We start from the raw sequence: 12,921 nt of genomic DNA, 5'->3' as shown, positions 1-12,921 counted from the left end.
CACACGAGGGAGAGCGATGAGTCCGCTGGTACTGATCGGGCTGGCGCTCGTCGCGTCCGGCATCGTGCTGTTGGGGGTCGCGCTGCGGCCACGGCTGCGATCGCTGCGGCAGCGGCCGAGCGGCCGGCCGGCCGCGCAGCCGCGGACCGTCGCCGACCTGGTCCGGCTGCGCTCCGCGTCGGATGCGCCTGAGGACACCGCTGCGGCGGGTCCCACCCCGGCGCCGGTCAAGCCCAGGCCCACGCCGGCCGCTCGCCGGCCCGCACCGGCGCCGGTCACCGCGCCCGAGCCCGTCACGCCTCCCGCGCCGCGTGTTCCCGAGCGGGTCGCCGCGGAGCCCGCGGTGCACGCCGCCGCGGTACCGCACCTCGCACCTCCCGCGACGGCCGCCGAGGCGCCGACCATGCCCGAACCGCGGCAGCCCGAACCGCCGCAGCCCGAACCGCCGCAGCCCGAACCGCCGCAGCCCGCACCGACCCTGGACCTCGACGGCGACGACGACGCCCCGTGGCGGCGCGCCGCCCGGATCGCCGCGGGCCTCGGCGACGGCCGGCCATGGCAGGACCCTCCTCCGGCGCAACCCGCGCCCGCCGAGGCCGCGCCGCTGCGGCTCGTGCGCAGCGCCGAGCTCGCCGGGCCCGCGGAGGTCGCCGTCCCGGTCCAGGGCGTCGCGTCGCCGGAGCCGGGCGGATCGCCGGAACCCGTCGCGGTGGTCCCGGGACCCGTCGTGGTGCCGGAGCCCGCTGCACCGTCGGAGCCTCCTGCGCCGCCGGAGTCGGCTCTCGCTCCCGAGCCGCAGCCCGTGCCGTCGCCGGAGCCGGTCGTGGTCCCGGAGCCGGTGGACGGGGGGTACGTGGCAGCGCCGCACGACGCAGCGCCGCACGACGCAGCGCCGCACGGGGAGGAGCCGCCGCTGGAGGAGCCGCCCGCCGCCGCCTCCTCGGAAGGACCTGCCGCCTCCGCGGAGCCGCCCGTGGAACCCGTCGCCGAGGTCGCGGGCGCCGCGCCGGTCGAGGTCGTCCCGGTCGAGACAGCGCCGGTCCGGACCGCCGAGCCCGTCGCGGCGGAGCCGGTCGCGCCGCCGAGCGCGGCCGCGCCCGCGGAGCAGTGGACGGCGCCGCCTCCCGTCGTGCCGGCTGCGGCCGAGTCGGCGCCGCCCGACGAGCCCGCACCGGGGTCCGGGTTCCCCGCCGCCGCCGCGGTCGGAGCGGCCGGGGTCGCCGCCGCCGGTGCCGCCTGGGTGGCGGCGCGGCCGCAGACCGATCCCGAACCGGCCGGCGGGGCTGCGGAGCCGCCCGCCGCCGGTCCGGCGCGGGACGCGCACGAGACGGCCGAGGACTGGGACGACCCGGATCCCCGGGCCGTGCCGGCGGCCGCGGTGCCGGAGCGGTTCGCCGAGGTGGGCGCGGCGGAGACCGCGCCGGAGGCGTCCGACGCGCCGCCGCCCGCGGACGCGTCGCCGCAGGCCCGTCGGGGCCTGCGCACGGCGGACGAGCGTGCCGCGGAGCAGGCCGCCGCCGACCTCGCGCTGCTGCGCACGTTCGGCTTCGCCGATCCCGGGCTGCGCCCGGACCAGGCGCCGGTCGTGGCGATGGCGCAGCCCGGCGAGAAGGAGCGGACCACGACGGCGGGCCAGGCCCAGCCCGTCCGGTACCGGGCCGTCCACCGCGACGGCACCACGGTGGGCGGCGCCGCCGTCACGTTGCTCGACGACCGCGGGGGCGACGTCGCCGACGGCACCGCCGACGCCGACGGGCGCGGCGAGGTGCTCGCGCCCGCCCCCGGCGGTTACGTGCTCGTGTCCACCGCGCCCGGTCACCTCCCGGGCGCCGTGGCGATCACGGTCTCGGGGTCGCCCGCGGAGGCCGACGTCCTGCTGGCGCGGGCGGCGTCGGTCGCGGGCGCGGTGCACGGCGAGGACGGACCGGTCGCCGGGGCGCGCGTCACGCTGGTGCAGGACGGCGAGGTCATCGACGCCACCGACACCGACGCCGAGGGCGGCTACCGCATCGGGGACATCGGCGCGGGGGAGTACGGCTTGTCGATCGCGGCCCCGGGGTGCGTGCCGACGGCCACGCTGATCGACGTCACCGAGGAGGCCGAGGTGCGCCACGACGTCGTCCTCACCCCGGCGAGCCCCGTCGCGGAGTCGGAGGCCGCCGTCGACGACGTGATGAGCGGCTACCGCTGACGGAGGTCGCGATGGCGCACCCGCGGGCCGAGGGCCGGCTGGCCGGCACCGGTGGTGTGGAGCTGTTCTGGCAGGGCTGGCTCCCGGAGACCGGTCCGCGCGGTGTGGTGCTGCTCTGCCACGGCCTCGGGGAGCACTCGGGCCGCTACGGCCACGTGGTCGACGCGCTGGTCCCCGCCGGCTGGGCCGTGTACGGCCTGGACCACCGCGGTCACGGGCGTTCCGGTGGCAGGCGCGCGCACGTGCGCCGCTACGCGGACTGGCTGGCCGACTTCGACGGGTTCCGCCGCCTGGTCGCCGCGCGGCACCCGGGCCTGCCGGTGTTCCTGCTCGGGCACAGCATGGGCGGGCAGATCGCGCTGGCCTACGCCCTCGACCACGCCGCCGACCTCGCCGGGCTCGTCCTCTCCGCCCCCGCCCTCGCCAACAACGCGGTGCCGAAGGCCGCAGTCGGCGTGCTGCGGGCCGTCGGGAAGGTCGCCCCGGTGCTGCGGCCGGCCGGGATCGACGCCTCGAAGATCAGCAAGGACCCGCGGGTGTACGCGGACTACGAGGCCGACCCGCTCGTGCACCACGGCCGTCCGACGCTCGGGCTCTCCACGGCGATCGTCGGGCAGTTCGAGGTGCTCCCGGAACGCGCCCGCGGGCTGCGCCTGCCCGTGTTGATGCAGCACGGCACGGAGGACGCGATCGTCGACCCGGTGGGCTTCCGCCGGCTGGCCGCCACCTGCGGGTCCGAGGACCTCACGGTCCGCTGGTACGACGGCCTCTGGCACGAGATCTACAACGAGCCCGAGCGCGAGGTCCCCCTGGGCGACCTGCGCGAGTGGCTCGCCGCGCACGCATGATCGAGGGTCAGCGTGGCCGGGGCTGCGCCGGGTCCATCTCGAACGACACCTGGTCCGCGGTCACCGTCAGGAGCGGGCGGCGCGGGAGGCGCAGGGCGCGCAGCTCGTCGGCCATCGGGTGGCCGCTGCCCAGCACCACCCGCGCACCGCCGGGGGCCACCCGGATGCCGCCGATGCGGGCGCGCACGCGGCTGGCGAGCACCTCGCCGTCCCGCGGAGCGAAGGCGGTGACCGTGCCGGGCACGCGCAGCGGCAGCCGCCAGGGCAGCGTGCGCAGCGCGGCGGTGAGTACGTGCCGGCCCGCGTCGTCGGCGAGGTGGCAGGTGGCGTCGGGGCCGGCGATGGAGAGCTCCGCGCGGGCGAGCCACTTCGGCAGCCCCCACAGCGCGCGGCCGGCCTCGAGCGTGAACGGCTGCGTCACGGGGAGCTGGTGGATGTAGGCGCCGGTGCCGCCGCGGTGCCGGACGAGCAGCGCGACGCCCACCTCGTCGTAGACGCCGAGGTCGTTCACCCGGTAGTCGACGAGGGCGAGGACGAGCGGGGTGCGCCCGGCCACGGTGACGAGCTCGAGCCCGGTGCCGGCGACGAGCGCCGCGGCGCGGTCGGCGCGCACCAGGTAGGTGGCGCAGGCCGCGACCGCGTGCCCGATGCGCACCGGGAACGTGACGCGCGTGCCCTGGATCTCCCAGCTGCCGTCGTCGAGGAGCGTCGCCATGCCCGGACAGTAGGCCTCAGCCCGGGAACGGGCCTGCCCGCCCGAGCAACGCCGGCACGGGCTTGCCGAGCTGCTCGCCCACCCAGGTGCCGAGCCGCGCGAGTGCCTCGGACGACAGGCCGCTCGCGACGCCCATCCCGTCGAGCAGGTAGGTGAGGTCCTCGGTGGCGATGTTGCCGGTGGCCGCGGGCGCGAAGGGGCAGCCGCCGATGCCGCCGACGCTGGCGTCGAGGGTGGTGACGCCCGCGGTCAGCGCCGCGACGGCGTTGGCGTAGCCGGTGTTGCGCGTGTTGTGGAAGTGGCAGCGCAGCGGGACGCCGGGGGCCACCGCGCGCACCCGGGCCAGCCGGTCGGTGACCTGCGTGGGGACGCCGACGCCGATCGTGTCCGCGAGCGCGATCTCGCTCGGGCCCGCCTCCGCGACCCGGGCGGCGACCTCGCTGATGCGCTCGGCGGGCACCGTGCCCTCGAACGGGCACCCGAACGCGGCGGCGATCGTGACGCCCGCGCGCAGGCCCGCCTCGCGGGCGCGCCCGGCGATCCGGGACCAGACCGCGACCCCCTCGTCGGTGGTGGTGCCCTGGTTGCGGCGGCCGAAGGTGTCGCTGGCGACGACGACCACGTTGACCTCGTCGACGCCCGCGGCGAGCGCGCGGTCGAGGCCGCGCTCGTTGAGCACGAGGCCGATGTAGCGCACGTCGTCCCGGCGGGGGAGCGCGGCCATGACCGCCTCGGCGTCGGCCATCTGCGGCACGCGGCGCGGGTGCACGAAGGAGACGGCCTCGACGCGCCGCACGCCGGCCTCCACGGCGCGGTTCACGAGCTCCACCTTGCGCGCGGTGGGCAGCACGACGATCTCGTTCTGCAGGCCGTCCCGGGGGCCGACCTCGACGACCTCCACGGCCGGGGACATGTCCACGCCCCACCTCCTGTACACAATTCAGCAGTCTCGGCGACCATATCCGCATTGCTGCGCTTGCCGACACCCCGTTGGGCCTCTACTTTGTGCACAACTCACCGACTCGACCCACGAGGAGACCCTGCCCGATGACTACCCCGGGCCCTCTGTCCGACATCCGCGTGATCGAGACCGGCTCCCTGATCGCCGGCCCGTTCTGCGGGCAGCTGCTCGCCGACTTCGGCGCCGAGGTCATCAAGGTGGAGGACCCCGCCACCGGCGACCCGATGCGCCAGTGGGGCGTCAAGAGCGGCGGGCACTCGCTGTCGTGGCCGGTCATCGCGCGCGGCAAGAAGTCGGTGACGTGCAACCTGCGCACCGAGGAGGGGCAGGGCATCCTGCGGGAGCTCGCCGCGGGCGCCGACGTGCTGGTGGAGAACTTCCGGCCGGGAACGCTGGAGCGCTGGGGGCTGGGCTACGACCGGCTCGCTGCGCTGAACCCGGGGCTCGTCCTCGTCCGGGTCACCGGCTACGGCCAGGACGGGCCCTACGCGACGCGCGCCGGGTTCGGCTCGATCGGCGAGGCGATGGGCGGGATCCGGCACCTGACCGGCGAGCCGGACCGGCCACCGTCGCGATCGGGGATCTCCCTGGGCGACTCGCTCGCCGGCACCTTCTCCGCGCTGGGCACCATGATGGCGTTGCACGCCCGGTCGCGGACCGGCCGCGGGCAGGTCGTCGACACGGCGATCTACGAGGCCGTGCTCGCGCTCATGGAGTCGCTGCTGCCGGAGTGGGAGATCGCCGGGTCGCGCCGGGAGCGCACCGGTGCGATCCTCCCGGGCACCGCGCCGAGCAACGCCTACCCGACGGCCGACGGTGCGGACGTGGTCGTCGGTGCCAACCGCGACACGGTGTTCGCCCGGCTCTGCGACGCCATGGGCCGCCCTGACCTCGCCGCCGGCGAGTTCGCCACCCACGACGGCCGCGGGCGCCGCCAGGCCGAGCTCGACGAGTTGATCGCCGCCTGGACGCGCACGCTGGACGCGGACGACCTGCTCGAGCGCCTGCACGCGGCCGGGGTGCCGGCCGGGCGGGTCTACACCGCCGCCGACATGGTCGTCGACCCGCACTTCGCCGCTCGGCAGGCGATCGTCCGCCTCGCCCACCCCGTGCTGGGCGAGTTCCCCGTGCAGAACGTCGTGCCGCGCCTGTCGGACACCCCGGGATCGGTGCGCGCACTGGGGCCGGAGCTGGGCGAGCACAACGCCGAGGTCTACGGCGCCCTGCTCGGGGCCGACGCCGCCACCCTGCGCCGCTGGTCCGACGGCGGCGTCATCTGAGTCGACAACCACCGACGGAGAGCACCGATGGAACAACGACGCTCCTCACCGCCCGCCGACACCACCCGTCGGGAACCGATCCGCATGCCATGGCTGTGGGTGTCGCTGGGGATCGCGGTCCTGGCCGGGATCCCGTTCTACCTGCCCACCGGCTCGATCCGGCCGTTGGTCGGCGGGGTGCCCTACTGGCTGGTCGTCTCCCTGGTCGCCACCCTCGCGTTCTCCGCGATCACGTGCTGGGCGTGCCTGCGCGCCTGGAACCTCGCCGAACCCGAGGAGGAGGCGGCCGCGCGTGCCGCGGCCGGGGGTGAGCGGCCGTGAACGAGCTGACCTTCGCCGGCCCCACCGGCATCGTCATCCTCATCGCCTACGCCGTCGTCATGCTGGTGATCGGCTGGTTCGCCGGACGCGGCCAGGCGGGCGCCGCGAAGACCAACAAGGGCTACTACCTGTCCGGGGGCGGGCTCGGCTTCGTCGCCCTGCTGTTCACGCTCTACGCCACGCAGTACAGCGGCAACGCGATCGTCGGGTACGCCCCGTCGGCGTACCGCAGCGGGTTCGTGTGGTGGCAGTCCGTGCCGTTCATGATCGCGGTGATCGCGGCCTACCTGGTCTTCGCGCCGCGGTTGTACGTGATCGCCAAGAAGCGGGGGTTCGTCACCCCGACCGACTGGATCCACCACCGCTTCGGGTCCACGAAGCTCGCGGTGCTGGTCGCGGTGCTCATGCTGTGGGGCCTGGCCAACTACCTGCTCGAGCAGCTCGTGGCGATGGGGCACGGCATCGCCGGGCTCACCGGGAACACCGTGCCCTACCAGGTCGGCGTGATCGCGTTCGTGCTCGTCATGCTCGTCTACTCCTGGACGGGCGGCATGCGCGCGGTCGCGCTCACCGACGTCATGCAGGGCATCGCGCTGCTGGTCGGGATCGGCGTCCTGCTGTTCGGGGCGCTCTACCTGGTGGGCGGGGACCTCGCAGGCGTCACCCGGTACGTCGCCGAGACCGACCCGGCGAAGGCGGGCGTCCCCACCGGGGAGGACTCGGTCAACTGGCTCTCGATGGTCCTGCTCGTCGGCCTGGGCGCCTCGGTGTACCCGCACGCGATCCAGCGGATCTACGCAGCGCGCAGCGAGCGCACCCTCAAGCGCTCCCTCGCGATCATGGCGTGGATGCCGCTGGCGACGACCGGTGTCGTGTTCGTGGTCGGCATCGTGGGCATCCAGCTGTTCCCGGGCCTGTCCGAGGACGACTCCGAGCAGCTGGTGGGCATGATCGCCAACGAGGTGGCGGGCCTGAACATCGTCTTCTACCTGATGATGATCCTGCTGTTCGGCGGCGTCGTCGCCGCCATCGTCTCCACGGCCGACTCCGCCCTGCTCTCCTTCTCCTCGATCATCTCCAAGGACGTCTACGGCCGGTACCTCGGGCGCGGCGCCCCGGAGGAGAAGCAGGTCCGCGTCGGCAAGGTGGCGGGCGTGGCGGCCATCGCCGTGCTGCTGCTGATCGCGTGGAACCCGCCGGGCACGCTCGTGAGCATCTTCGTGCTGAAGTTCGAGCTGATCGTGCAGCTCGTGCCGGTGTTCATGCTCGGGCTGTACTGGCAGCGCATGGCGGCGGGACCGGCGTTCTGGGGCATGCTCGCCGGTGCCCTGACCGCGGGCGGGCTGACCGTCGCCGACCTCGGCCCGTTCTACGGCGTGCCCGGCGGCCTGGTCGGGCTCGCGCTCAACGTGGCGATCTGCGTGGTCGGCTCGCTGCTGCTCGCGCCGCCGGAGGTGAGCCGCACGTCCCACGGGGAGGCCGCCTCGGCCGTCGAACGCTGAGCCGGGAGGCGGCCTTCGGTCGACCGTGAGTGGATACGAGTGCCGGAGCACTCGTATCCACTCACGAGCGGGGTAGCACGTGCAGCGCCTCGACGAGGGGGGCCAGCTCGGGCGTGTCGCATGCCGCGTCGAGGGTGGCCTTCAGCGTGGCGTCGTGCACGGGGCGGGCGCGTTCCAGCAGCTCCCGGCCCTGTTCGGTGATCTGGCTGTAGATCCCGCGGCGGTCGTCGTCGCACAGGTAGCGCGACAGCAGCCCGCGGTTCTCCAGCCGGTTGACCAGCCGGGTGGTGGCGCTGTGCGAGAGCGCGGCCGCGCGCGCGACCTGCTGCATCCGCATGTGCCAGCCGTCCTGGCGGGCCAGCGTGTCCAGCACCGTGTACTCGACGACCGACAGGTCGAACCCGGCCTGCAGCGCCTTCTCGAGCGCCTCCTCCAACCGGCCGTGCAGCGCGGCGAGCGTGCGCCAGCCCTGCGCGCGCACCTCGACGGCGTCGTCGCCGATGGCCATCCCGGCACCTCCTCCTGTGCGCACGAGCATACCCGCTTGCCGCAATAGGGAGCGTGTGCAACTGTTGTCGACGCGCGCTATCGGCGCGCGCTCCAACTGTGCTCCGGAGGAACGTCCCATGCCCCTCGCCCTGCTGGCCCTCGCCATCAGCGCCTTCGCCATCGGGACCACCGAGTTCGTCCCGACCGGCCTGCTCCCCGAGATCGCCGCGGACTTCGGCGTCGACATCCCCGCGGCGGGCCTGCTGATCTCCGGCTACGCGCTGGGGGTCTTCGTCGGCGCGCCGCTGCTCACCGCGGCGGCCACGCCGCTGCGCCGCAAGCCCGTGCTGCTCGCGCTGCTCGGCCTGTTCGTCATCGGCAACGTCGGGTCGGCGCTCGCCCCCGACTACGCCACGATGATGGTCAGCCGGATCGTCGCGTCGCTGTGCCACGGCGCGTTCTTCGGCGTCGGGTCGGTGGTCGCGGCCGGGCTCGTCGCGCCCACCCGTCGCGCCGCTGCGATCGCGATGATGTTCACCGGGCTCACGCTGTCCAACGTCCTCGGCGTGCCGCTCGGCACCCTCGTCGGGCAGGCGTTCGGCTGGCGGTCCACGTTCTGGGTGGTGGCGGCGCTCGGCGTGGCCGGGGCGGTCGGCGTCCTCGCGCTCGTCCCGGACCGCCCCGCCGATCCCGCCGCGGACCTCCGCGCGGAGCTGTCCGCCTTCCGCCGTCCCCAGGTGTGGCTGGCCCTGGGGATGACCGCGCTCGGCTTCGGCGGGATGTTCGCCTCGTTCACCTACGTCGCGCCGCTCATGGTCGACGTCGCCGGCTTCCCGGCGAGCGCGCTCACCTGGCTGGTTCTCCTGTTCGGCGCCGGGCTGGTCGTCGGGAACCTCCTCGGCGCCCGCGCCGCCGACCGCGCGCTCATGCCGACGATCGTCGTCTCGATCGCCGCGCTCGCCGTCGTCCTCGCGGCGTTCACGGTGACCGTCCGGTCGCCGGTACCCGCCGCGGTCACGCTCTTCCTGCTGGGCGTCGCCGCGTTCGCGACCGTGCCGGGCCTGCAGACCAGGGTGCTCGACGCGGCAGGCACCGCGGGCACGCTCGCGTCCGCGGTCAACATCGGGGTCTTCAACCTCGGCAACGCCGTCGGCGCATGGCTCGGCGGCCTCGTGATCGGTGCCGGCCTCGGTTTCCCGGCGGCGAACGCGGTGGGGGCCGCCATGGCCGTGGGCGGTCTCGCCGTCGCCGTCGTCGCGCTCGTCCTCGACCGCCGCCGCACTCCCGTCCCCGCGTGAAGGAGCAGAACATGACCAGGACCGCGCTCGTCGTCGGCGCCCGGGGCGTCATCGGCGGCACGCTCGCCGAGCACCTCGCCGGCCTGCCCGGCTGGGACGTCGTCGGTCTGTCGCGCCGCGGCGGGCCCGCCGACGGGCCGGTGCGCCACGTGGCCGCCGACCTGTTCGACCCCGCCTCCGTGCGGGACGCGCTGCGCGCACACCCGGGCGTCACGCACGTGTTCTACGCGGCCTACCAGGACCGGCCGACGTGGTCGGAGCTGGTCGAGCCGAACGTGACGATGCTGCGCACCGTGCTGGACGCGGCCGAGGCGGGCGCCCCCGACCTCGAGCACGTCAGCCTCATGCAGGGCTACAAGGTCTACGGCGCGCACCTCGGCCCGTTCTCCACGCCCGCGAAGGAGAGCGACCCGCCGCACATGCCGCCCGAGTTCAACGTCGACCAGCAGCACCTGGTCGAGGAGCGGGCGGCCGCGGCCGGGTGGACGTGGTCGGCGATCCGCCCGTCGGTCGTCGCCGGGTTCGGGCTCGGCAACCCGATGAACCTCGGCGTCGTGCTCGCCGTGTACGCCTCGATCAGCAAGGAGCTGGGCGTGCCGCTGCGGTTCCCGGGCAGGCCCGGGGCCTACGACGCGCTCCTGGAGCTGACCGACGCACGCCTGCTCGCCGAGGCGACGGTGTGGGCGGCCACCGAGCCGCGGGCGGCCGGGCAGGCGTTCAACATCGCCAACGGCGACCTCTTCCGCTGGAACCGGATGTGGCCGGTGGTCGCCGACGCGTTCGGGCTGGAGGTGGCGCCGGGGCTGCCGATGTCGCTGCAGGACGTGATGGCCGACAAGGAGCCGGTCTGGGACGCGATGGTCGCGCGGCACGGCCTCGCGCCGACCCCCTACTCCGACGTCTCGTCGTGGGCGTTCGGCGACTTCGTCCTGTCCTGGGACTACGACATGTTCGCCGACACCTCCAAGTCGCGCCGGTTCGGCTTCCACCGCTACGTCGACACCGAGGCGATGCTGCTCGGCCTGTTCGACGATCTCCGCAAGCGGCGGATCATCCCCGGGTAGCGTGCGCCCCCATGGGCGGACAGGCACCGGCGGTGGCCGGGAGCATCGGGACGAACGACAGCGTCGCCGTCGCGGGGAGCGTGGCCACGGGCGGCAGCGTCGCGGTGGCCGGGAGCGTGGCCACGGCGGGCAGCGCCGGGGTCGCCGGCAGCGTCGCGACGTCCGGCAGCGCCGGCGTGGCGGGCAGCGTGGCCACCGGCGGCAGCGTCGGGATCCTCGGCTCGCTGCTGACGCTGATGAGCGTCGGGCTCATCGCCTGCATCGCGTGCCTGGGCTGCGTGGGCTGCCGCCGCTGCGTGGCCTGCGTGGGCTGTGTGGGGTGCGTGGACTGCGTCGGGTGCGTGGGCTGTGTGGGGCTGCGGGGCGCTGTGGGCCAGGTCGGCGTGCGCGCGTAGACCCCTCACGGGGCGCGGAGCGCCTCGTCGAGCGCGTCGGCGTTGCGGTCCAGCCAGGCCATCGCCCGCTCCTGGCGCGCCGCGGCCTCCGGCGTCCAGTACGCGGCGAAGCCGGGCACGCCGTGGGTGGCGCCCTCGCGCACGATCCCGATCATCCAGGCGTGCGAGTCGCGCAGGGCCTGGACGAAAGCGGCGCGCCCGGCGTCGTCGAGGCCGTAGGCGTCGAGCAGGATGCGCGCCCGCTCCAGCTCGCGGCCCCGCCGGACGTCGGTGGTGTCCACCGGGTCGCGCAGCGGCGCCCACAACCGGGCCGCCGCGGCCACGTCCCAGACCGGCGAGCCGGGGGCCGCGAGGTCGAAGTCGATCAGTGCGACGGCCCGGCCGGCCCGGAAGACCACGTTGTCGAGGTTCGGGTCGTTGTGCGCGATGCCCCGTCCGTCGAACGGGGCGGGGGCGGGGTGCGACCAGCGGTACGGGGCCGGGTCGAATGCGGCGGTGGCGTCGTGGAAGCGGCGCAGCAGCTGCCCGACGCTGCGCAGCGCGTCGTCCGTGAGGCCCCAGGCGGGAGCCGGGGCGGTGAGCGCGCGTCCCGGGACGTAGCTGAGCACCTCCCGGCCGGCGTCGTCGACGCCGAGCACGCGCGGCGCGCCCTCGAACCCGACCTCCTCGAGGTGGCGCAGCAGCGCGTGCGTGGCCGTGCTGGTGGCGCGCAGCGGGCGGCGGACCGTGTCGCCGACCCGGTGCACCCGCCCCCGGTTGGCCGTGCCGCCGAGCAGCGGCACCTCCACCGTCAGACCCCCGCTCTCATCCCGCACCCGCCGCGATCAGCGATTCGGCCAGCGTCGAGTGCGTCACCAGGCTGTTCACCATCCCGCCCCGCACCGCGGCGAGCACGGCTCGCACCTTCGCCGGCCCGTACACGATCGCGATCACCTCGGGGACCGCGCGCATCTGCTCGGCGGTGATGCCGATCATCCGCTCGGTCAGATCGGACCGTACCGGTTCGCCGTCCGCGTCGACGAGCACTCCGGAGATCTCCGCGCACACGCCGCGGCGCGCGAGCTCGCGACGCTCGGCCTCGCCGGTGGCGTCGTAGAGCGTGGACTGTTCGGGCTCCCATGCGCCGACGCCCGCGACCGCCCGCGTGACCGAGCCGATGCGGGAGAACGCCTGCGCGACCTCGGGTTGCCTGCGCAGCGCCCGTGCGGTGGCCGCGTCGGGCACGGCCATCGGCGCGTAGAAGTAGTAGGCGGGCCCGCCGGCCACGCGGGCGACGTCGCGGACCACGTCGATGGAGCTGTCGTCCACTCCCGACCGCGCGAGCGCGCCGGTGAGCTGCACGACCGGGACGGCGGCGAGCCGGCGCAGCGCGGTGGCCATCGCGCTCACCGAGCGGGCCCAGGACAGGCCGAGGACGTCGTCCGGCGTGACGATCTCGGTGAGCAGCTCGGCGGCCGCGGCCCCGAGGTGCTCGCGCATCGTGGCCGGTTCGTCGTCGGGGGTGTCGGTGACGACGCAGTGCTGCAGGCCGAAGGCCGACATCAGCCGCCCGGAGAGCTCGACGTCGACGGAGCCGGGGTGGCCGATCTCGATCCGGACGAGCCCGCTGCTGCGCGCGTCGTCCAGCAGGCGGGCGACCTTGAAGCGGCTCAGCGCGAACTCCTGCGCGATCTCGACCTTGGAGCGGCCGTCGAGGTAGTAGCGGCGCGCGACGGACGCCGTCAGCACGAGCTGCGCGGGCCCGCGGCTGCTCTCGTCGATCGTGGCCAACCGGCACCTCCTGCGCTCATATGAGCGGTGACGCGCCCATTCTTGCACAAAGGATTGAACTGGCGGGACGACGTTGTCACACTTCCG

Annotated in this window: 13 protein-coding genes; 8 read left to right on the top strand and 5 right to left on the bottom strand. The window is 75.0% G+C overall.

Annotated features, from left to right (window positions below):
* Nucleotides 1-16 precede the first annotated feature (16 nt).
* Together FB558_RS32280 and FB558_RS32275 are read left to right on the top strand one after the other, a co-directional pair.
* On the top strand, nucleotides 17-2,191 hold the full coding sequence (locus FB558_RS32280) for a carboxypeptidase regulatory-like domain-containing protein (protein ID WP_142060054.1): 2,175 nt from the start codon (nucleotides 17-19) through the stop codon (nucleotides 2,189-2,191).
* A gap of 11 nt (nucleotides 2,192-2,202) precedes the next feature.
* On the top strand, nucleotides 2,203-3,039 hold the full coding sequence (locus FB558_RS32275; RefSeq protein WP_142060052.1) for an alpha/beta hydrolase: 837 nt from the start codon (nucleotides 2,203-2,205) through the stop codon (nucleotides 3,037-3,039).
* Nucleotides 3,040-3,046: 7 nt separating this feature from the next.
* Here the strand turns inward: FB558_RS32275 and FB558_RS32270 are convergent, their stop codons facing one another.
* Complete coding sequence (locus FB558_RS32270; RefSeq protein WP_142060050.1) at nucleotides 3,047-3,754, bottom strand: acetoacetate decarboxylase family protein; 708 nt, start codon at nucleotides 3,752-3,754, stop codon at nucleotides 3,047-3,049.
* Between the two features lie 16 nt (nucleotides 3,755-3,770).
* Complete coding sequence (locus FB558_RS32265) at nucleotides 3,771-4,667, bottom strand: hydroxymethylglutaryl-CoA lyase (RefSeq protein ID WP_142060589.1); 897 nt, start codon at nucleotides 4,665-4,667, stop codon at nucleotides 3,771-3,773.
* Between the two features lie 134 nt (nucleotides 4,668-4,801).
* Between FB558_RS32265 and FB558_RS32260 the strand changes: the two genes are divergently transcribed.
* Genes FB558_RS32260 through FB558_RS32250 form a run of 3 tightly spaced genes read left to right on the top strand, consistent with a single transcriptional unit; the run spans nucleotide 4,802 to nucleotide 7,818 of the window.
* On the top strand, nucleotides 4,802-5,995 hold the full coding sequence (locus tag FB558_RS32260; protein WP_142060048.1) for a CaiB/BaiF CoA transferase family protein: 1,194 nt from the start codon (nucleotides 4,802-4,804) through the stop codon (nucleotides 5,993-5,995).
* Nucleotides 5,996-6,022: 27 nt separating this feature from the next.
* Entirely contained in the window at nucleotides 6,023-6,316 is a 294-nt protein-coding gene (locus tag FB558_RS32255; RefSeq protein ID WP_142060046.1) for a hypothetical protein, read from the top strand.
* Nucleotides 6,313-7,818, top strand: coding sequence for a sodium:solute symporter family protein (locus FB558_RS32250; RefSeq protein WP_142060044.1), 1,506 nt, complete (start codon nucleotides 6,313-6,315; stop codon nucleotides 7,816-7,818). Before FB558_RS32255 ends, FB558_RS32250 begins: the two co-directional genes overlap by 4 nt.
* A 61-nt stretch (nucleotides 7,819-7,879) precedes the next feature.
* Here FB558_RS32250 and FB558_RS32245 read toward each other — a convergent pair whose 3' ends face one another.
* Nucleotides 7,880-8,326, bottom strand: a complete 447-nt coding sequence (locus FB558_RS32245) for a MarR family winged helix-turn-helix transcriptional regulator (RefSeq protein ID WP_142060042.1) — start codon at nucleotides 8,324-8,326, stop codon at nucleotides 7,880-7,882.
* A gap of 118 nt (nucleotides 8,327-8,444) precedes the next feature.
* On the opposite strand from FB558_RS32245, the gene FB558_RS32240 reads away from it, so the two are divergent.
* The 3 genes from FB558_RS32240 to FB558_RS32230 are packed head-to-tail and all read left to right on the top strand — an operon-like array spanning nucleotide 8,445 to nucleotide 11,064.
* On the top strand, nucleotides 8,445-9,605 hold the full coding sequence (locus FB558_RS32240; protein ID WP_142060040.1) for an MFS transporter: 1,161 nt from the start codon (nucleotides 8,445-8,447) through the stop codon (nucleotides 9,603-9,605).
* An 11-nt stretch (nucleotides 9,606-9,616) separates the two neighbouring features.
* Complete coding sequence (locus FB558_RS32235) at nucleotides 9,617-10,669, top strand: SDR family oxidoreductase (RefSeq protein ID WP_142060038.1); 1,053 nt, start codon at nucleotides 9,617-9,619, stop codon at nucleotides 10,667-10,669.
* A gap of 11 nt (nucleotides 10,670-10,680) precedes the next feature.
* The gene (locus FB558_RS32230) at nucleotides 10,681-11,064 is read left to right on the top strand and encodes a hypothetical protein (protein WP_142060036.1); all 384 of its coding nucleotides are present in this window, start codon (nucleotides 10,681-10,683) and stop codon (nucleotides 11,062-11,064) included.
* 5 nt (nucleotides 11,065-11,069) lie between these two features.
* On the opposite strand, the gene FB558_RS32225 is transcribed toward FB558_RS32230, so the two are convergent.
* Nucleotides 11,070-11,852 carry a phosphotransferase enzyme family protein gene (locus FB558_RS32225; RefSeq protein ID WP_211367006.1) on the bottom strand — a complete coding sequence of 261 codons (783 nt, stop codon included), beginning with the start codon at nucleotides 11,850-11,852 and terminating at the stop codon, nucleotides 11,070-11,072.
* Nucleotides 11,853-11,868: 16 nt separating this feature from the next.
* Nucleotides 11,869-12,834, bottom strand: coding sequence for a sugar-binding transcriptional regulator (locus tag FB558_RS32220; RefSeq protein ID WP_211367005.1), 966 nt, complete (start codon nucleotides 12,832-12,834; stop codon nucleotides 11,869-11,871).
* Between the last annotated feature and the right edge of the window lie 87 nt (nucleotides 12,835-12,921).

Origin of the sequence: Pseudonocardia kunmingensis (genome assembly GCF_006716445.1) — a bacterium.
In the GTDB taxonomy this organism is placed as follows: Bacteria; Actinomycetota; Actinomycetes; order Mycobacteriales; family Pseudonocardiaceae; genus Pseudonocardia; species Pseudonocardia kunmingensis.
The sequence above is the reverse complement of the archived record's forward strand: the minus strand, read 5'-3'. Positions and strand labels throughout refer to the sequence as shown.